The sequence below is a fragment of the Gimesia maris genome (assembly GCF_008298035.1).
Classification (GTDB): domain Bacteria; phylum Planctomycetota; class Planctomycetia; order Planctomycetales; family Planctomycetaceae; genus Gimesia; species Gimesia maris.
In genome coordinates, this window is record NZ_CP042910.1 from 5,862,269 (window position 1) to 5,884,726 (window position 22,458).

Annotated in this window: 6 protein-coding genes; 2 read left to right on the top strand and 4 right to left on the bottom strand. The window is 49.1% G+C overall.

Features of this window, described 5'->3' with window-relative positions:
- The first annotated feature begins 147 nt into the window (after positions 1 to 147).
- Positions 148 to 468 (top strand): hypothetical protein, encoded by a 321-nt coding sequence (locus tag GmarT_RS21720; RefSeq protein WP_002645816.1) that lies wholly within the window; start codon positions 148 to 150, stop codon positions 466 to 468.
- Between the two features lie 203 nt (positions 469 to 671).
- On the opposite strand, the gene GmarT_RS21725 is transcribed toward GmarT_RS21720, so the two are convergent.
- Positions 672 to 1,997: a sulfatase family protein gene (locus tag GmarT_RS21725; RefSeq protein ID WP_198139407.1), complete on the bottom strand. Its 1,326-nt coding sequence runs from the start codon at positions 1,995 to 1,997 to the stop codon at positions 672 to 674.
- A gap of 604 nt (positions 1,998 to 2,601) precedes the next feature.
- Between GmarT_RS21725 and GmarT_RS21730 the strand changes: the two genes are divergently transcribed.
- Positions 2,602 to 2,964 (top strand): hypothetical protein, encoded by a 363-nt coding sequence (locus tag GmarT_RS21730; RefSeq protein ID WP_149303223.1) that lies wholly within the window; start codon positions 2,602 to 2,604, stop codon positions 2,962 to 2,964.
- Positions 2,965 to 3,047: 83 nt separating this feature from the next.
- On the opposite strand, the gene GmarT_RS21735 is transcribed toward GmarT_RS21730, so the two are convergent.
- The 3 genes from GmarT_RS21735 to GmarT_RS21745 form a co-directional block, all read right to left on the bottom strand.
- On the bottom strand, positions 3,048 to 3,779 hold the full coding sequence (locus GmarT_RS21735) for an endonuclease/exonuclease/phosphatase family protein (RefSeq protein ID WP_044237294.1): 732 nt from the start codon (positions 3,777 to 3,779) through the stop codon (positions 3,048 to 3,050).
- A gap of 13 nt (positions 3,780 to 3,792) precedes the next feature.
- A complete protein-coding gene (locus GmarT_RS21740) occupies positions 3,793 to 4,578 on the bottom strand; it encodes a hypothetical protein (protein WP_052301243.1) in 786 nt (261 codons plus the stop codon).
- 299 nt (positions 4,579 to 4,877) lie between these two features.
- The gene (locus GmarT_RS21745; protein WP_044237291.1) at positions 4,878 to 22,349 is read right to left on the bottom strand and encodes a choice-of-anchor Q domain-containing protein; all 17,472 of its coding nucleotides are present in this window, start codon (positions 22,347 to 22,349) and stop codon (positions 4,878 to 4,880) included.
- Positions 22,350 to 22,458 lie beyond the last annotated feature (109 nt).

The following is a 22,458-nucleotide window of genomic DNA, read 5'->3' on the forward strand; positions in this document are numbered from 1 at the left end:
ATAAATAGTACCTTTTTCATTAAAACCAATAATATTAGTCACTTAGAGATATTCCTGTTTAATTGGCACAATCGATGCTTTTTAACATCCTTCAGAAGCGGTCGTGAGTTTCAAACAAGACTGTAATTTCTTTTAAGGAATGGAGAGATGAAAAAATTATTGATCGTTTGCGTCGCATTCGCAGGTTTGGCATTTGTTGGAACGACATCCACGGCTCAGGCTGGCGGTGTGAATTTCGGAATTACCATTGGCAATGGGTATGGTGGCTATTATGGGAACCGGGGCTATAACCAGACTCCCCGCTACTATGGCCGACGCCACTCATTCTGGCATGATACCAGTCACTATGACTATCATCCCGGCGGATTCCAGCGTCATGGCAATCATTACCACTATGTACCAGGTCACTACGACTATCACCAGACAGGGCACTGGGATGGTGGACGACGACGTCACCATCGGCATTAAAATGCTGCCTGCATCTCTGTAGGATCTCACTATTCAAATGACTTCATCGATTTGATCCAATTTGTTTAAGAGATGCATGTGAAATGAAGATGCGAGTGGAAAGGGGAACCGGGAGAACTCCATGATCCTGTTTTTTAATAGTGGCAAAGAAAACCAGAGCAGTTCTGCGTTAGCGATCTGCTCTGGTTTTTGATCATTCAGGATTATCGGGAATCTGCATCCCACCACCGATTGGTCAATTTCAAAAGCTGCTTTGCTTTTTCGGGATTTTTCGAAACCAGATTATTCTGTTCAAAGGGATCTGTGGTGATCTGATACAATTCCACTTTTTCCTCTTTCAGACGCGAACCTGGAAAGATCGCCTTCCAGTCCCCCTGGACGCACCAGCGATATTTCAGGCTCGACGCTGGATCGTCTATATCGACCATATCGTGCTCATAAATATCGCCAAACAGGGCATCTCGTTTTGTTTTTCCCCCCTGGCGCATTACCTCCAGTAAATCAATGCCCTGCATCTCTTTTGTGGGTTTCAAACCGACTGCAGCGAGCAATGTGGGAGCGATATCGATACTGCTGACCAGTGTATCATATTCAGCCGGCTTGATTTTCCCCGGCCAGCGAAACATGATCGGTGTCCGAACCCCGCCATCATAGGGGCTTCGTTTCGATTTGGGAGCATATCGAAAACGCCGCTTCATTTTCTGCCGTTCCTGGTCTGTTTCCGGTACATATTGAATCCAGCCGTTATCAGTGACATAAACGACGATGGTATTCTCTGAAAGTCCTTTTTCATCCAGGTAATTCATCAGTTGTCCACAGGTCTCATCAAACCATTCACACATCGCATAATAGTAAGATAGTTCGATTGGCAGGTCAGAACTCAGATACTTTTCCAACAGACGTTGTGGCGGGGTGTGGGGAGTGTGAGGCAGAAATGGTGCATACCACAGAAAAAAAGGATCCTGTCCGCACTTATCAATAAATTCATAAATGGGTTGCATACCTTCGCGACCGATTTTCAGTCCCCGATCGCCATGGCGGCCTCCCCGACTGGGGTCGCCGTGAGTCATCCCGGAAGTGAAACCTGCCAGCGACGGATTTCCTTCCCACCATTTTCCGGTTTGAAAACTTTGATAACCGATCTTTCCCAGCATTTCAGGCAGGCAGTCGGCTTGTTTCACATGCTTTAACAGTTTTTGTCGATTCATCCCTTTGGGAGGATCATTACCGGTAATTTTATGCTGGTGAGGGTATAAACCTGTAATCACCGTCATCAGACTGGGACGGCAGAGGCTCACGGGAACATATCCTCTTTTGAATACGGCGCTCTCAGAAGCCAGCTTGTCCAGAGCAGGCGTTTTGATCGTATCGTGCCCCATGAACCCATAATCATTCCAGGCCTGATCATCTGAGAGAATGATCACAATATTCGGATGGCTGGATTCCGATTCAGCCTGAATCAGTTCCGGAAAATGAAAGATGCATAAAATCGAAAACAGGTATCCGGAACACCTAAAAAATAATTTCACCTTAATTCTCCTCAGGATGGGACACAGGCTGGAACGCAATCGACTTGCTGACGCGGGGGATTTAGAGTCCGACTAGATCAGGAGATTACCTGTACTGGATCCCAAATCACTTTTTGATGAGATCATTTGAACTGGAATTATTATGAAAAAATTCGTTTATTTCCCCAACACTCAACATTATAATGGCGTAGTTAGTTGCAGAAGACATACACACACTTCTGCTTCACATTCTATCCATCCTACCAACTGCTTCACTAAGATCAATATCCAAAAAGACTTACAATTTATTTTACTTTGAACAGTCAGGGCGATTTAAATCGATTTACCCATTTCATCTGGTATCCGATTTTCAGAACCTGCAGATTGCCTGAAAAGACAACTTTTTCAAATTAAGCATTCCGGTTAAAGCAGCTTGGATGCGTTGACAGCGTGGAAAATGATAATTCTAATGTATTGGTAGTCCTGTTTCTGATTACCAATGAGAACGTTACGTGATACGGGGCAACCACTTCGAGATAACTCTGGTTGGCTCAAACCAGGGTAATTGAAGTTTAAATGTCACTTACTTTTTTAGAAGAATATGAGGAATTTTATGCGGAAACTGATGAATGTGAAAACAGCTTTACTGTTTGGTCTGGTAGTAGCAGGACTTTCGATGTTCGGCGCTGCAAACAAAGTTGAGGCTCGACCTAACTTTAAAAATATCTGGGCTGACACTTATCCCGATTCCAAAATGCTGATTTCCAAAAAGTGTGGCATCTGTCATCCTGGAAAAAGCAAGAAAGAAAAAAGCGACTACGCAGAAGCCGTCTTTGAAGCCTTGGGCAAAAAACGCAAAGCAACCGATAAAGATATGATCGTCAAAGCGCTTAAAGCTGCAGAAATGAAACCCAGCTCAGTCGAAGGCAAAACTTATGGTGATCTCATCAAAGCAGATGAAATGCCACCATCTAAAAAATCTGAATAGTTGAAATGAGATCAGCACATTCAGCAGTGCTGGTTCCCCTCAACATGAGATACAGGCAGGGCATTTAATTGCCCTGCCTTTTTTTATGATATCTCTCCAGCCCCATTCAAATGAAAATCAATCACCAGCGGCAGATGATCTGAAGCCTGCTTCGCGAGTTTTGATTTGGCAACCTTGGCATGCTTAATCGTAATTGCCCCACGGATAAACGCTTTGTCCAGAGTCCCTACAGGCATGTAAGCGGGAAACGAGCGATACCTGGAAGGAGGCTGTGTCACCTCCTGAAACTCATGCTCTGAAAACTTTCCTCCTGCCAGGGTGTTTCGCCAGTCATTCGTATCTCCCACAATCACGGAGGGATAGCCATTCCCCTCTGCAAACAGACGATGTGTCAACAGGTGGTTAATCTGCCAATGTCGTTCTTTTTCTGCCAGTCCCAGATGGAAGTTCACCAGCTGAAAGGTGCCTTCCGGTGAATCAATCATCACAATCTGTGCACCGCGTGCTTTACGCCACTTATTCGTCAGGGAAATCTGATGTTGAGATAAAAAGCGCCAGCGAGACAAAATCAGATTTCCGTATCCCCCCGTCTTCAACTTGACGTTAAGTTGATACAGAGAATCCTGCATATTGAAATAGTCAGCAAAGATTTTTGGCTGATTATTGAAGCGGGAACGTCTGACATTGCGATCTACTTCATGCAGACAGATGATGTCAGGATTTTCCTGTTCAATCACCGCGATCACTCGTTCCAGCTGATAGCGGCGATCTCTGCCACCAATGCCTTTATGAATATTATAGCTTAATAATCTCATTATCGATTCGCTGTTACTTGCCTGCGAACACCGCGGGAGACACCTTGATCACTCCCAGGTCGTTTTCACCAGGCGCAATTTTCATCTTAATACGTCCTCGTTTCCACTCCGGTCTGGCTGCCAGATAACCGGCCTTCTCCTGCCAGAGTTGAAATTCCCACTCGCCGACCGGGAGGTTTTTAATCGTGAACCGCCCTCTTTCATCGGATGTTGCGAAATAGGGGTGGTTCAATGCAACCAGCCAGCCTTCCTGCCAGGGATGAATGCTGCAGCTCATCCGAAGTGGCAGTTTTTCTCCATATTCAAATGTGTGCAGCATCTCTTGACCAGGTGGCAGAACCTGATTCAGACTGGTATTCCTGTAAGCTTTCACCTGAAACCCGTGCGCGCACAAGTCTTTATTTTCAGCCAGCAGTTTCTGCCGGTTTACCCAGAGCCCGGCTACATGCGGTTGAAAGATACAGCCTTTATTTTGAATTGTTACCGTTTCTGGCAGTTTCAGATAATCATTGTGAATCTGAGATTGTTCCAGATTCGATTCCCTCAGGTAGATAAAGACATTCTGCAGTTCCCCTTTTTTTCCCGTCACGAGCCCCTGATCGACAATCAGATCGCTGAATTTACCACAAATTGCCTCATCGCGACTGATATCCAGCTGCTCAGGCTGTGGCACCTGTCCGGTATAAATGAACTGCCCCGTCAAAGTGCCCCACTCTGCAGCGGTGACAGTCGTCGGCAGTATGCCGACCAGGCTACCGACCAGAAGGCAGCAACAAAAATTGAAACGATTCCAAAACAAAATGGTCACTCCTCGTGAAGCAGGCAAATCAATACATCGTAAAATGAGTCGCTTAGTGAGCAAAGCTCTCTCCATATCTTACCGCCAGGCTGCGGGAGAGGAAAGAATCTCGTATATTTTAATACATGCAAAAGAAAGACCCTCTGTAAATGAAACTCATCTACAGAGGGCCAATTCTAAAGCGTATCTCGTTTCACCACAGCGTCTGTCAATCGAATGTACCAGATCCAAACGACCTGGAGACGCTACAGTAAAACTGGACACAGTCTAATTCCATTCAGCACGATTGGAGACAGACCTTATAGCAGTGGACCTTCCCAGTTGGTAAAGGCGTCGTCAATGGATTCCTGCTCCCCGATGATTTCGTCATCCAGCCCCCACTCCAGATCATTTTCTGCATGGGTGAAGACCAGTTGTCGGTCATCAGTATCAGAATCCATCAGAGCGTCTTCAAACTCCGAAGAAGAATACAGATCTTCAAACAGGCTTGTATCCAGTTCGATCTCGTCTGCAACCTGATTGTCAGAGAAGACTGTTGGCTGGAAGACATCGAAGGTGGCCGTCTGCTGAATTCCGGTATTCGTATCTTCTTCTTCAGTCGATTTGATGACTGCCGGAGCTACCAGACTCATTGAAGACTGCTCAACAAATGTCTGAGCAGCTTCCTGACTTTGAATCAGTACCGGCTCAGCAATCTCTTCAGTGGGTACATTGTTAGTACCAAAGATCGGAGCTGCACCACCACCACTGCCTGAACCTGCCTGGGCACTGGCATAAGCTTCCAGCAGCATCTGCACGTTCACATCGGAAATCGTCTTGCGGATACCAGGATCAAGCGTATCGCTCATCAAGTCGTCTGCATAGGCGGGATCATCGACATGCAGACCAGTTGAATCCAACGCCACAGTAAAGTCAGAACCGACAAATACCAGGTCACCACCCGATTCTTCAACCAGGCTTCCGAAACCACTAAAGTAACGGGTGAATCCAAGCACGTGTCCGATTTCGTGTAACAGTACCGTATACAGGTCGTAGGCACCACCTGTTGGCAGATCGGTCACATCCACGTGCCAGCCTAATCCATTGGCATCGTCATCGATCACAACACGACCTCCAACTGGAATACCATCAACACTGTATTCCGTTGACTGTCCTGACCCGAGTTGAGCAGTACCAAAGTCGTGTACGACAACCTGCACATCCAGATTTTCAACCCCCAGAGCTGTTTCCCATGTATCGATGGCAGCCTCAATTACCTGGTCAACGCTGTCATCACCACTGGCTACTTCCAGCTGATTTCCAACCCATTTCTGACCGAAGTTTGCCGGGTAGTTGATTTGAGTATTACCACTCTTCTTTTTACCGTAATTTCCAGCCAGAGCAATCAGGTCGCGATAATCAACTTTACCACTCTTATCAAAGTCCAGAGCAGAAGCATAAGGTGAAGTCGCGTTGAAGACATTCTGGTTATAGGCAGAAGTGAAGAAGATCAGGTCACGATAATCAATCGCATTATTGTCATCGATGTCATAGATCACTGGATAGAGGTCGGTTTCGGGCAGTGCTCCCACGTTGACAGTGACTTCACCAACTCCCGAGACATCAATTTTGGCATTCTGAATTTCAAGCCCCAGTTGAAGTGGCTCAATCGTCAGATCGGCTGGATCAACATCAACCTGATCACCTGCGAGAGACTCGAATTTAATTCGCGCCAGCAGGGCATAACCGGTTCCACCGACGTTTGCAGCAAGTGTGCTGCCACCCAGATTGCGGACCACGCCCGCGGCATCATCAATGACAACAGTTTTGTTGAAGGTAAAGTTGGAACCAAATTCAACGGAAGTCGCACTGAAGTAGGCTGTGTTATAGGCAATATCGGTCAGCACATCGCTGATGCCGAATCCACTGGCGGTATCCACCCAGACTTCCACCCAGAAGGAATCCCATTCCTGAATCCAATCTTCGTTACCCGGTAATGCGGCTGTGTGCCCATTACTGGAGACAACTGTTTTCTGTTTAACTACTGAAATCTGGATATTGGTATTTTCGTCAGCTACTGAGGAATCACCGCCCGTTCCAAACAGAGGAGCTGGTGGAGGCGACTGCACTTCAACGGCACCAATGTCAGCTGTGGCAGTTCCACTCAGATCACCATCCACGGGTCGAACATCCCCCCTCTGGTCAACAAGAGGAGCAGATCCATTCAAGCCAGCATCGATTGCCTGGCTGCCAAACAGCAGAGAATGGGTTTTGGTAGGACCACCATTATCCAGCAGGATACCCAGTTTCGGATCAATGGGAGCCGCCAGAGTACCGATGATGTTTCCATTCACTCCATCAGTCAGCCCGGTTGCTGCCCCGATATCCCCGATCAGGTTATTAAAGCTGGTCAACGTGACATAGTCACCACCCAGATCCGGATTTCCGAGGAAGCCAATATTTCCAGCGACAATCGTGTTGGTCATCGTCACAGTGGCACTGGAATTGACTGCGGAATCATTCGAAATACCGCCACCAGTCTGATCTGCTGTATTCAGAGTCAGAGTATTATTTAACAGGCTTAATGTACCCGTATTGAAGATCGCACCACCACGAGATCCGGCATGGTTACCAGAGAATGTGGCGTTGGTCGAAGTGACTATGCCTTCGTTGAAAATAGCACCACCACGACTGCCCGCGTTATTCGCATAGAACAGAGACTGCGAAACATCAAAGGTGGCACCGCTGGCAACATAGACGGCTCCCGCACGACCATCCGAGGAGTTTTCGGAGAAGGTGGTACGGCTGACTGTTGCTGTGTCAGTGTATTGATAAATGGCTCCCCCCTGGAAACCGGCATGGTTATTCAGGAACTGGGCATCAGTAATATCGAGCTGTCCGATACTGACAATCGCACCACCCAGGTAATCAGCATGGTTGTCCTGGAAGATGACCTGATTCAGGCTTGTATCTCCCTCTGCATAGATGGCACCACCATCATCAGCATCACCATTGATCAACTGCATATTCGACAGGTTCAGCGTCACACCGGTTCCAGTATGGAAAATACGGTCAACCTGGTCGCCGTCAATAATGGTCGTTCCAGACCCCTGGCCATAGATATTCAAGTCTGCGAGAATATCAAAGTCACCGGACGCGTTATTATTCTCATTGACACCGGCAATATCCATATCATAGGTGCCAGGCAACAGAATGATGTTATCCACACCAGGATTCGTATTGGCCATGTCAATGGCTTCACGCAGGGAAATGACACTATCACCAGAATCAACAACATCAGCGAATGTGGTCACAACAATTCCATTATCAATAATCGTCCCGACACCCAGACCATCCAGAATATTGGCGTTTAAAGAATTGGAAATTTCAACAAAGAACGTTTCAATCCCTTCGTCTAACAGATCATTATTCACGGTGACACTGAAAGTCGCCGATGTCTGCATGGGAGCAAATATGAAATGCTGCGTGTCATAGTCAAAGTCACCACCAGCGACTGTTGCCGTACCGTCCAGAGTTTCGATATCAAACTCAACAATAGATGTCGTACCCTGTGATAATGAGACGGTAAAGTTAAAAGTGGTCGTTGCTCCACCATCAAAGTCTTCGGTAAGCGTGACATCACTGACCGAAAGCAGAGCAAAGTCATCATTTTCAATTGTGCCCAGCCCGCTGGAATCAGCGATCGTGGCATTGCTGCTGGGATTCGACAGTTCCACCGTGAAGGTTTCATCACCTTCAATTCCTGAATCTCCATTCACGGTCACCGTGACCGTCTTTGTCGTTTCATCAGGATCGAATGTAATCGTCTGCAGTAGCTCTTGTACGTAATCCAAATCTGCCAAAGTCGCAGAACCATCTGCAGTCTGCAGATCAACCGTTACAACGCCAGCGACGGGAGTCGTCAGGCTCACTTCGAAATTGAAACTGGTGGTTGTACCAACGGGGCCTTCCAGGGCAGTGACATCGCTGATCGTGATTGATGCTTCATCGTTATAGATAGTTCCCACGGACTGGGCATCACCAATCAGGGCTCCGACAGAGTTAAACAGATTCACAAAGAATGTTTCATGATCTTCAACCGTGGTATCTCCGTTGACAATCACTTCAATAATCTGAGTGGTTTCACCAGGCGCGAATGTGACCTTGCCTGTCGTGAAGGCATAATCAACACCTGCCGTCGCTGTTCCATTTGAAGTTTCATAATCCACGGTCACTTCATCCACATTCGCATTGGACAAAGAAACGACAATCTCAAATACTGTCGTACCAGAATTGGTTTCGACCTGGCTGACATCTGAAATATTGATGGTCGGCGTAACAATTTCAAAGGCACCAATATCGCTGGTGGTATCGGTAGGACGAGTAGCACCACGCTGGTCGATGGAGACGCCATCGGTATTGTCACCGGCATCAATGGCCCGACTGCCTGCGAGTAATGCATGCGTCAGAGTCGGACCACCATTATCCTGGAGAACACTGAGTGCGGGATCGATACGTTGAGAATCGGTTCCCACAATATCTCCGTTGAAACCATCAATAAACCCGGTAGCTGTTCCGCTGGATCCAATCAGGTTATACCCCAGAGAAGAGAAAACTCCTGCCAGATCAAACCCGCTGACCAGTGCCTCATTACCGGCTACGATCGTATTTTTGACACTCATGCTGGCAGTATCAGCAACGGAATAAATACCGCCACCGGTGCCTTCAGTGATGTTATCGTAAATCGTAGTGTTGTTGATGGTCATGTCGCCGGTGTTATGAATCGCACCCCCTTCTTTGCCAGCTTCGTTTCCGGAGAAGGTGACGTTGGAGATATCGACGGTATCTTCATTCAATAAACCACCGCCACGGGTACCGGCGAAGTTATTCGAAATCGTGCTGTTGGAAATCGTCACGTTCCCGATAACGTCCACTGTCGGAGGCATGCCACTAACCGAAATTGTATACTGCCCCAGGCTCCCGTAATCTGAATAACCCGTTCCCAGAACATCGCCTTCACCTGTCCCTTCGATGGACACGTAGTAGGTGCCTGCTGCCAGTCCGATGAATGACGCATCGAGAGCGCCAAGAGGATTGCTCGTTTGAATCTGAGTTCCAGTGGAATCGTACAATGTGGCAAGAATGTCAAGGTTGGGGCTCTCGAAGAATGGATCAATGATGACATCGCCACCAGTGGTTGTGAACTGGAAATAGTCCACATCTGTGTTTCGTTCGATAATACCGGAAGCCATACCGGTGGTGATATTTGATGCAGTACTAATGGTGCTGCCATAATCATCCGGGCGATAACTGAATCCGTTCTGAGTAGTAATGATACTCAGATCGTCTTCCTGGTTATTGGCGTCTGTGTATTCACCTTGACTCCACTGGACCAGATTCTGGTAATAACCAACTCCCATGATAGGAGCCCAGCCTGTTGATCCACTGCCATGACCGTCATAATATTCCAGAAGCGATGTACCGTCATGGACTAACCCCATTGTGTGTCCCACTTCGTGGCTGACCGCCTCGGATACACCAATCAGGCTTGTGTTAAACACGTAGGTTGGTGTATCGACGTTGTCGTTGAACGAACCCACATACGCTACGCCCCCGGCAGGGCTGTACCAGGTGTTTTCTCCAATGACGACCCGCACGCCCCAGCGTGTATCTGAGGCATCGCTTCTAATCAGATCGCTGACTGGCGGTTCCGCAGTCGTCACATTGACATTAAACGGAGCAAAGTCCTCAGCAACCCGCAGCCACGTACGTTGAATCACTTCGATTTCAGCAAGGCTGAATGACCCGACGTTGCCATCGGTATCATAAGCAGGTGTGACAATGGTACCGAAAGCGTTATTCCACTGTGTGCCAGTGGTCGTGTGGCCGTTGAAATCAAGATAAATTGTAAAGTTAGATCCGGGCAGCGAACTCAGGTTGAACGTGTCGCTGACTGGGAATGGAGGAGCTTCACTCAAGATGGCAGCTTCTGAGCCACCATCATCGTATTTAGGAATAGAGTGTTCTTCATACTCTTCTACAACCACGACCTCACCCTGGTACTCTGATCCCGGCAGGGGAGCCGATGCACTTCCTCCGCTCCCTCCTTCACCATTCCCGACAGCCACTTCATCCGAAACGAAGACACCACCACCGGCAACCGTTGCAGTATTGCCGTCAATTGTTGTGTCGTTGACTGCCAGGGTTCCCCCTGTAGAGTTGTAGATACCACCACCATTTTCAGCATCGTTGCCGGAAATGGTACTCAGATCAATGGTGATCGTACCAGAATCGTTATTGAAGATGGCTCCGCCGTCAGCAATCGCGGTATTGCTATGGAAGTAACTGTCCGTCATGGCGACGATCCCATTATTGAACAGGGCACCACCACGGTTGGCAAGACTGTTCTCAATCGTCACATCTTCCAACGTCAGGCTACCGAAGTTCAGAATCGCACCACCGTCTTCCACACGTGTGACATTTCCATTCACGAGCGTCACGCCGCGAATGGAAACATTGACGTCTGGGAAGATCTCGAAGATACGGTCCAGGAAGTCAGCATCGATAAAGGTCCGCTCCGAACCGGCTCCGATAATGGTCAGGTCGTCGGTAATGTCCAGATCGCCTGACAAGGCGCCGTTTTCATTCAGGCCGAACAGGGACAGCGTATAAACGCCTGTTCCCAGCAGAATGGTATCGGCACCAGTACGGGCGTTGGCTTCAATGATTGCTGCACGTAGTGTGCTGCGTCCCTTAGAGTCGACACTCACTCCATCACCGGGAGCAGCATCGACCGAGTCTTCAAAACTGGTGACAATGTAACCAGATTCAAACGCCCCGATATCAACGATCAGAGATCCATTTCCGTCACCATCGAACAGGCGGGCAAACCCACGCTGATCGTCTGTGGGTGCATAGAAATTATTACCAGCGTCTCGGGCCAGACTTCCCCCCAGCAATTCATGAGTGAAGGTTGCACCGCCATTATCCTGCAATGCCCCCAGACCCGGGCTGACATTGACCTGGTCGTTTTTAACACCATCAGTGAAGCCAGATGAACCAGCCTGATCCCCGATCAGGTTGTTTCCATTAGAACTGAATACCCCCATCAGGTCTGAGCTTACCACTGTCGCTGAATTTCCGGCGATAATGGTATTTACTACGCTGACAGATCCATCGGTTTCATTAAAAATACCACCACCGGTTGTTGCCGCGTTGTTGAAGACGGTCGCGTTGGTGATTTCCATCGCACCTTCTTCTGTATTGTAAATCCCGGCACCATTGAGCGCTTCGTTCCCGGAGATCGTTGCATTCACGATGTCGCCTACAACCAGCGAGTTGTTGAACAAACCACCGCCATCGTTGCTGGCTACGTTATTGGAAACAGTGCTGTCAATCAGGTTCAATTGAGCAACATCATCGTTGTAAATACCAGCTCCATACAAAGCAGTGTTTCCATCAACAGTACTCCGATGCACGTTGATCGTGGCATCTGCAGTATTGAAGATACCACCACCATTCACGCTGGCCGTATTATTCATCAGGTCAGAGAGATCCAGATTGATGACTCCCAGTTCCTGGTTATAGATGGCGCCACCGGAGCCAGCTTCATTGTTAAGGAAGGAAGCGTTTAAGAGACTGACGGTTCCTTCTTCCTGATCGTTAAACAGGCCACCACCATTCCTGACGGCACTGCTGTCTCGGACAATTGTCCCGTTGAGTGACAGGCTGATTCCAAAGTTGGCAATCGCCCCCCCGTCGCGGTCCGCCGAGTTATCATCAAACATACCATTCGTTATCGTGATCTGACCTGCGGATGCGTTGTACAGACCACCGCCATCAAAAGCGGCAGTATTCAGCAGGATGGAAACGGCATTCAATGAGACCACACCCTCATCGTTATAGATACCACCACCATCCTGGGTTGCGGTATTACCGGAGACCGTGGTCCGGGCAATCGTCAGGGAAGCAGCCTCTTCGTTGAAGATCGCTCCCCCCTGGTCCGCCGTATTATTATTCACTTTACTGTCATTGATCGTCAGGCTTGCCAGATCGTTGTTGTAGATACCACCACCGTCTTCTGTGGAAGTATTACCGGAGATCGAACTCCGCAGTATATCGACGGTTGCCTGCAGGTCGTTAAAGATACCACCACCATCGCTGGAAGCGGTATTACCGGTGACTTCAGAATCCACAATTGTGACGACAGACTGATCGTTATTGAAAATACCACCACCGTCGACAGCACTGTTATTCGTGACATCGCTGTTGGTCAGAGTCAGGTTCCCCTGCAGACCAAGCTCGCCATTCAGAATACCACCACCATTGATTTCAGCGGCGTTTCCATCTACCAGTGAATTGACCAGCGTCAGCGTACCCACGTTGCGGATACCACCACCACTTTCTCCTATCACATTACCACCAGTAATCGTCACACCCTGCAATGAGAGATCGGCTCCGGAACGGACATCGAAGACACGGTCATCCAGTCCGGCGGCACTGATAATCGTCTGGCCGATTCCGGCACCGATAATCGTCAGGCTGCCTGTTGTGTCAGTGATATCCAGATCGCCTGTTGCAGCAGAGTTTTCGAGGGAACCGAGTAAAGTCAGGTCATAATTTCCAGCACCCAGAATAATGACAGAGTCACCGGCCAGGGCATTGGCTTCCATGATTGCCGCACGCAATGTCACATTACCGTCGATATCCGCAACAATGCCATCTCCAGGGCTGGCATCCACAGTATCCAGAGTACTATTCACAAAGAAGGCACCGTATTCGACAGCCCCGATGTCCACATTCGACCCCAGAATACGGCTCGAACCCCGTTGTTCCAGAGCATCAGTATTGGCATTGATTCCCGCATCAATCGCGATACTGCCCAGCAGCAAGGCGTGAGTGAGAGTCGGTCCACCGTTGTCTGCCAGGTTGAGATCCAGCACAGGCGTGGGATCGGCAACATCCAGGATATCTCCCAGTCCAAATCCGGTTGCAGTTCCAATCGATCCGGTCAGGTTTCCACTCAGACTGGTAAAACTACCATCCAGTTCCGGGTTGACTGTCGCAGTATTTCCAATCACCAGGTTATTCTGCATATTGGCAGTTCCAGTATTGGATACTGCACCACCAGTGGTACCGGCATCATTCAATGTCATGGTATTATTGGTGGCATTCAATGTTGACGTATTACGAATTGCTCCACCACTTCGGTCTGAAGAGTTACCCGAGAAGGTGGAGTTCGTAACAGTTACCGTTCCGGTCCCGGCGTTAAACAAAGCACCACCGTCACGCTCTGTGGTATTTCCACTGATCGTGCTGCGTGAAACCTGCAGGGTTCCCGTATTTCGTAAGCCACCACCGCTTCCACCAGCCGTGTTGTTGGAAATCGTACTGTCGACGATCACCATCAGCCCACTGTTGTTGATACCACCGGCACTGTCCTCAGCCACGTTTCCGGTGACTTCCACATTCGTCAGGGTGGTCGTTCCACTGTTGCGGATACCGGCACCATCATCGCTGCCCGTCAGATAACCGTTGGTGATTGTCAGATTTTCCAGATTCAAAGTGATACCGGCAAAAATCTGGAAGATACGATCCAGGGCACCACCATCAATAATGGTAACACCGACACCCTGACCACGAATTGTCAGGTTGTCGCGAATATCCAGGTCGCCGGTCGCAGACTGGTCTTCGTCGATACCCCCGATACCCAGTAAATAGGTCCCTGCAGCCAGTTCAATGACGTTCGAACCAACCAGGGCGTTTGCTTCCTGAATTGCGGCACGCAATGTAACTGTGGCCGCACTCCCATCACCGATGATACCATCACCGGCAAGATCATCGACGCGGTCTGTATTAGTCGGATCAGCTCCAGTCAAATCGATGGTGGAGCTGTTGACCCAGGATCTGGAAACGTCAGTCAGTAGTGGGTTACCACCGCCTGTAATCCCTGAACCTTCTGAAACCAATGTCAGCTCATAAGTGCCTGCCACCTGGGTGACCATAGTTAAATCAAGGGTATATGTTGAGGCAGGGCCTGCTGCAGGCGTAAGAGTGACGCCAGCTGTTGCCATGTCGATTGCCTGACCATTCAGTGTCAGTCGGAAATCATTCAGTGTCACACCATTGACAGCGACCGAGCTGATCCCATCATCAAAGCTGATCGAGACCAGACCCGCGTTGGTATGAATCACAGGCGGAATATCCTCAATCGTAGCTGCCAGTTCAGGTTCACCAATCCGCCAGGTATCAGTGGCACCAGTGATGAAGACGTTACCCTGGGCATCGGTAATCGTTCCGGTATTACCAAGCAGATTCAGGGTATACTGACCATCTCCGTTGGCCAGAATTAATGAACTGAGGTCAAGAATATAAAAGGAACCGGAACCGGTCAAAGTACCAACGGGGACATCAAGAATTTGAGGACCACTGCCGTCATCAAAAATCAACTGGAAGTCTGAGTAATTAAAACCATCATTGTCATCAACGCCGGTGACAGGCTCAGAGAAATTGATCGACACTTGAATGTCAAAGGTCCCCGCAGGTAATGCAGTTCCGTCAGGTGACACATCCTGAATCCCGGCAGTGGGAGCAGTAAAATCAGTACCGTTAGTCCACTTCGCATCAGGAGAACTGGCGGCAACATTCCCAGAGGCGTCAGTAACACCAGACTGCTCTGACAGAAATACGAGCGTATAAACGCCGTTCAGGCTGGTCACTGCAGAATCCAGGTTGACAGTATAATTCCCTGCAGCACCGGATACACTCAAAACGCCGCCTGGAACGAGCGACCCATTTCTGTAAAGTTCGAAATCAGTAGCATCTACGCCGGTGACAGGTTCCAGAAAAGTGAAGTCCACACTGGTTACAGTACCATTACTCACTGACTGAAAACTACCTGTAGGTGAGAGGGTATCATTCACCCAGGCATCACTGGCATTGGCAGCCAGGGCATTGCCGGCCAGGTCCGTAATCGAAGAACCAGCTGAGTTGAGCGTTAACACGTAGTTGGCGGACAGGCTCGTCACCTTGCTCAAGTCGAGAATAAACTGGCTGCCTGAAACCTGAGTTAAAGTCGCAGGTGTGGACGCCAGATTGATGGGCGTGCCGCCATCGACGGTAATGGTGAAGTCGCTCAGGTCAACGCCGTTGACATCTTCCGAGAAGTTAACCACCACTTCCCCGGCAGCATCACTGCGAGGATCCGGAGAGACATCGACGATGTCTGCTGTTGGAGCAGTTGTATCGACAGTGAACCGCTCAACGTCACCAAATAACAGGTAGTTGTCTGGAAAGTTACCAAAAATCGGTGACAGTGGATCGATGTACTTCGAATCGGAGATCGTACCATTCGCATTCAGTCGCAACTGGTACTCCCCTTGAATGCCGGTCACCGAGCTCAGATCGAGTGAGAAGGTTCTTGCATCCAACTGTGTTAACATCGAAGTATTCAAAGCTACGGCAACATTGTCCCGAAGTAGAACAAAGTCAGAAATATCGACCCCGATGACATCTTCAGTAAACGAAATAATAAACGGATTCGAAATCGAACTGTTTGTCGGATCGGCATTGGCAACTGAAATGTCAGCGGTCAGGAAGGTGCTGGTAAAAGGAGCCAGAAATGTGTCATCATCAGGAATCCAGGTATCCCAGCCGAAGCTCAGTTCACCCGTAATTGTTCCCGGGCGATTGATCTCATTTAAGAAGGAATCACCCTGCTGAAATCCATTACCCACTCCGTCAAACCCCTGAGCAATCCGGAATGTGCTGACCCCCATACCGGGATACAGGAAGGCATTATTGTCGTTATATGACCAGGTTCCGAAATTCTGGAATACCGACCCCAGGATCGCCCCTTCTGTACTTCTCAAAGTAAAGTTAAAGGCGTCAACTACATCGATATAAAACACACCGTTGGCCGGGCTGATATCACGAAACGCTCCTGTTTCGTTTGAGAATACATTGGTAATTTCTACAACGCTGCCTGAAGTCAGGCCGTGAGCTGTGGTCGTGGTAATCTGAATCGGACCACCGGGCGAAGACAGAAACGCGTTGGCGACCGTTCCGACAGCGGTAGGAGCATCGTTCGGACCACCAGAGAAAGGAGCCAGGTTTGTTCGGGAAGCGACACGCTGTGCGTTACGACGGCGGGTGGCGGAAGTAAACGGACCATCGGGGTTCGGCGCGACCTTATTATTCAGACGCGATTTGAAGTCTGGTTCCGAGTTATCGTAGAACGCACCCACATTAGTCACATTCAGACCGTTTCCGGTGTTCCCTTGAAATTCCAGGTTCAAGCGTGCCAGCGGATCCCCTTCATAAGAACTTAAAACGCGGAAAGGAGGATTCGCTGTGGGAGACGTCCAGATATCCTGGGTCGTATTGGGATCGACGGTCGAAGTGAAAGATTCAATATAGACATCTTCACCATAGTTACCTTCGAACTGGTTATTCAGGACTGAAACGTTCGAACGGCCATCGCTGGTTCCTGTCAGTTCATCGCTGCCTTCCGCTCCGGTACCCGCATCGGTTCCCGGGGCATGGCTGAAATATTGAGAATGTTCTCCCGCCATACTACCAATTCGCAGGATCAGACCATTGGCAGAAAATCCGCTGTTAACCCCGTTATCCTGGATATAGTTGGTATTGATCTGCAGGACCATGTCAGCATGAGAGTTCTCCACACTTCCCGTTGCATCAAGTGTGGCTGTACTGTTGGCATCCTGATCCTGACCAGTGGAAGCGGTCGTGACGACATAGAAACCTTCCAGAGCGTTCGAGACGATCCGGTTTGCTCCGGCTTCCGTTCCATCCCCAAAGATGACATCGGAGTCTGCCTGCCCTTCTGTTTGAAGATCGACTCCGCGACCGCCGTTGTTATCAATGAAGTTTCCAATGGCTGTCAGGCTGGTGCGGTTACTGCCACCGATGCCGACTGTCCAGGTAAAGTTGTCTTCATTATGTGAAATACTGTTCGCAGCCAGAATTTCCAGACCATCCGATGTATTTTCGGTAATCACATTGTTTCGCATGAAAATCGTCTGGCCGTTGGAGTTGATATCAACCCCTTTGCCGGTATTGAATGCGATCAGGTTGTTATCGAGGGAAGAAGTCAGACTTTCACCGAGCAGCTCAATCCCGCCGGTCGAGTTGGAGAGAATCGAGTTGTTCGCGATTTTGACATTACCTTGAACCCGGTCCTGCTGTGCAGCAATCTGGATACCATCCCGGGCGTTACCTTCGATCAGGTTACCCCGATCCAGGCCGGTCACGGGGTCCACACCATCCAGACCGATAAACAGCATGTTGCGGTTACCAATCCGACCGGAAATTCGCACACCGTGGAATCCGTTATCACTGATGGTATTCTGGATCCAGGTTCCGGAAATATCACGACGGTCAGTACCAAAGTAACTTGTGGTACGAGTGGTCCCTTCGATCCCGTTCCGGTTGTTTGCGAGGATCTGGTTGTTGATGATATCAGCAAAAATTGTCGCATCCGCTTCGGCATGCAGGCTGACACCATCACGATTATTCGTCGTAATGACGTTGTCTTTAATCTCGAAATCCGTTGTGGTCAGGTTTCCGTTCTGTGCCAGAATATCGATACCATCACTGTTTCCCGTGATCATATTACTGTAGATCATGACAGCACGTTCTTCACCCACAATGGGATCAACAATCGCACGACCGACACGGGCGTCATCTTCACGATGGAAGTTAATCCCGTCGGCAGTGTTATTCGCAATCACGTTGTTGGAAATCTGGGTCCGGTCAATGATGGTAGATTCTTCGATATGAATCCCCACACCATGGCCGACATTCCCCTGACCTGCTGTTCCATCGGAATCAGTTCCCAGGTAGTTACCATCAATCGTCAAGTCACGCAACTGGTTGAATGCTTCAAAGCTGACATCAGTTCCATAGAGGTCGACGTAAATAGCGTCCCCGGCATAAGGTGTCGAGGCATTATTATCGTTGTTGGAACTGGTAATGGTATTTCCGGTAATGCTGATATCACCCGTCGCAGTATCCTGCATGGCAACAGCAACGCCAGCACCAGTGTTATCATCCATGGTGTTTCCGTCGACATTCAAGCTGAAATCGACACTCCACAGAGATGTGGGGTCAGCCGCGACCAGATTGATCCCGACAGCATTGTTCGAGCTGATCGTATTACTGGAAATATCTCCATAGAATGAAGTATACATCTCCAGGTCAATCTCAATACCGGCTCCGGAGTTTCCTGTAATTGTGTTGCCACTGATCCCCCGAAGATACCCGCCTACGGTCGTCGTTTTAACCGTCAGCAGAGCCCCGATCAGATTGGTATTATCTACGACCACTTGAGGCGTATTGATGGTTGCCAGATTTCCCGTGTATTCAATTTCAAAGCCGGTTAACGCATCCCCGCGAACCATGACATCGTCCGCATTCAGATTTGGTAAAGCAACTAAAGCAGCATAAATGGCAGCCGCATCAGCGTTATAGGCAATGGGTCCGGTTGTCGCGCCGTCAAATGTCAGGCTGAAAGTACCAGCGGTTGGGGTACCGTTGACACCGACTTCCTGAACTTCATTGATTGTGGTTCCTTCGGCAATTGTGGTGAGCGTAGGGACCACAATCAGGATTCCACTATCGTCAATGTCGAGTACGAAGCCAGGAGAAGCAGCGCGAAATGCCCCGACAAACTCAACATTAAAGCCTCCGGTCTGTGCCGACCCGGTAACCAGAACATTACCGACTCCAATGCTGGACAGGGACTCCAGAGCGGCCTGAACTTCAGCAGCCGTAGCATCGTAATCCACAACCACCTGCTCCAGGGGAACAGTGTTCACAAACAGTGAATATGTTCCGCCACCGGGCACGTTCGGAATTAAAATTCTCTGGATTTCGTTATCACCTACACCATCAAATGTTGTAGTGACATCGAACGTGACGGTTGGCTCAAGATTTGTCGTGTCACCAGTTATGGGATTGACTGTAGAAATATTAAAATTACCCACCAGAGTTGTCCCAACGACATCAAGTGGGAAGACATCAGCCACAAGCAGCGGTACATTCGCGTTGGCAAAGTCTCCCTGAAACTCAATGATGAATCCGTTGGCAAAATCGCCGGTCACATCGAAGTCATCGCCACTGGTAGCAATGGACAATGCTTCCAGGGCAGCATCAATGTTTGCTGCTGTTACAGCAGGATCACTATCAATCACAATTCCCTGGGTTGTTTCCCCCTGGAATGTCAGCGTAAACGCGGTCCCGATTGGCGGGTTCGTGATATCAATGCCGTTTACAGCGAAAGTAAAGGGGAAGTTCCCCTGGAAGTCGGCAAAGTCCAGTGTCTGTTGTTCGTTCGTTGTGCCATTCCCCTGGATCAGGTTGGCAATATCCACGTCAAATCGCATCCGGGATGCGTCGACTGTAATCTGTTGCACATCGGCATCTGCCATTGTGCCTGAATCCAGGAAGATAATATCATAACCGTTACCGCTGACCGCGACACTGACGGGTGAACCGGTATAACCCAGTCCCGAGTTATTTGCGATCGTGTTGAGCTCGTTTTGAATCTGCAGTGCGCCGGCTGTGCTGGGAATCGAAACGTCATAACCAAAAGTGGCTGTTGATCCCAGAAATGTCAGCTGAAAACTACCGAAGGTCGGATCAAATGAACCAAGCATTGACAAGTGCTGAATTTCATTGAATTCGATTACAAAGCCATTTGTAAAATCACCCGAGACGATAAAGTCACCTTCAATACCGGTCTTGGTCGTCGCAGAGAACAGGGCCTGCAGGGCAGCGTCGATATTCGCAGCCATCACAACCGGATCAGAATCAATCAGGATGGGCGCAGTTGTCTCTGTCTGGAACGTAAGCTGGAATGATCCCCCCGACGGTGTCACAATATTCCCGTCGACATCCTGGAAGGTGATAGTTTGAGGGGCTGGTTTATTCGGATTCGCTCCCTGTGGACCAATCTCTGCAACCACAAACAGGTTCAACCCGGTAGCATCCAGAACGACCTCTTCTACATTATAATCGTGCATCGTCCCTGAATCCAGGAACAGAATATCAAACCCGCTTGTAACATCACCAGTAACCTGGATCGGGCTTCCCGTGAAGGGATTTCCTGTACCGTCATTATAAATATTGGCGAGGAAGTTCAGAGCAGTCTGCAGGTCTGCCGCATTCAGTTGTGTATAATTTTGAGTGAGAGAATTACCTAAAAATGTCAACTGAAAGGTACCAAAAGCGGGTGTACCCGTTACATCGATGTGTTGAATTTCATCGACATTCCCGCTCGTATCCTGAACTGGAACAACACTGGCAGCGGTGCTGTTGAACCCACTGACATCAACGGTCAGCGGATTAACATTAACGCCCCCTGCGGCATTGACGAATTCAATTTCATACCCGTCCTGGAAGTTACCATTGACCAGAACATCGTCGACACCAATGTCACTGAAAGCGGCAACCATGGCGGCTTTGACCTGAGATGCAGTCGCGGTCGCCAGAATCCCAGCCGTTGTTTGAGTGACGCCGTTTCCTCCCGTATAGGAGATCGTGAAGGTTCCCCCCGTGGGCACACCTGCAAAAGTAATCAACTGGACTTCATTCCGGGGCGCTGCAAAATCAATCGTATCTGTCGGCCCGGGAATACCTGCATAAGCCGGCACGCCGGGAGCACCACCCGTTGGCGTTGGATTGGTTGTTGAAGGTGTGAAATTGATACCGTGCCCAGTGTTGTTGGCAATATTGTTGCCTGAAATTTCACCACTCAGATCGCCGTCGGTCTGATCGAAGACAATCCCGTCACCACTATTGGCAGTGATGGAGTTTCCGGTAATCGAAACAAACTGATCGACATTATTCAGATTAAGGCTGACGCCAGCACCGGTTGTATTCCCGGTGATGAAATTCGAATGAATGAACAACTCTGTCAATAATGCTGCTCCACCGGCGGCAGTATCATCAACGGTGACACTCACCCCCTGAATGCTGTTGTTATTCGTCAGACGCAGTTCTTCTGCAATCGAGTCCACAATATTGACATTGACACCGTCATTACCTGACGAGCCGGCAATCGTATTATCAGCCATTGTCGTATGTCGCAGAACGGACCCATCGGCGACATCAATCGACACACCATCAATGCTGGAACGACGCAGCGAAGTTTCCTCGACGGTTGATGCACTCATCGCAACCGTGACACCTGCCCCCGCCTGACCTGACAACGTCGAATCGACGATGTTGAATTCATTGAGAATTACATTAGTCAGATCGATGTTGAAGGCATTTCCTACGCCGCCCGTAATTGTCGAACTGTCAATCGCGATGGTATCCACCAGCAAGTTGGACAATTCGATATTGATGCCGTTACCCGCGGCAGCATTGATCGAAACATTGTCGAATAGAATTGAGAAAGGTACATCGTGCGTATGAGCATCATCCTGGAATTGAAGACCATCCAGATCGATCGAAACACCATATCCCGTTGTCGTATCGATAGTCAGATTCTCGAAGATGATCGAGTCATACTCGGAAAAGCCGTCGGCATCAGGGTCCAGCACGGAGTTATCAATCGTCACCCCCATGCCTGCGGTGAGCTGATTGATGATCAGTGACGTCAGAAGAGTTCGATCTTCGAGTTGCTCGATCGCGATGCGGCGTTGCACCTTCTGGCGGGCGGATGAAGGAACGCTTCGAAGCTGAAGTCTGCGACGAGGATTTAAAGTTGCCTTACGGCTTTTTTCGAACGCAACTCGCATCGACTCAACCCAAGATGTCAGTAACATCTGCTGTCTCCCATAAACTCTAATTTGCCATGGCATTTTACTGAAATTCGAGCAGGAAATCACATCCCACTTCTCTTATTTCAGAACAAACTTGAATGCCATTCTGTTG

What these genes read in the sequence shown, in the direction of transcription:
- GmarT_RS21720 (WP_002645816.1), top strand. Translation starts at nt 148, where the DNA reads ATGAAAAAATTATTGATCGTTTGCGTCGCATTCGCAGGTTTGGCATTT.
- GmarT_RS21730 (WP_149303223.1), top strand. Translation starts at nt 2,602, where the DNA reads ATGAATGTGAAAACAGCTTTACTGTTTGGTCTGGTAGTAGCAGGACTT.
- GmarT_RS21735 (WP_044237294.1), bottom strand. Translation starts at nt 3,779, where the DNA reads ATGAGATTATTAAGCTATAATATTCATAAAGGCATTGGTGGCAGAGAT.
- GmarT_RS21745 (WP_044237291.1), bottom strand. Translation starts at nt 22,349, where the DNA reads ATGTTACTGACATCTTGGGTTGAGTCGATGCGAGTTGCGTTCGAAAAA.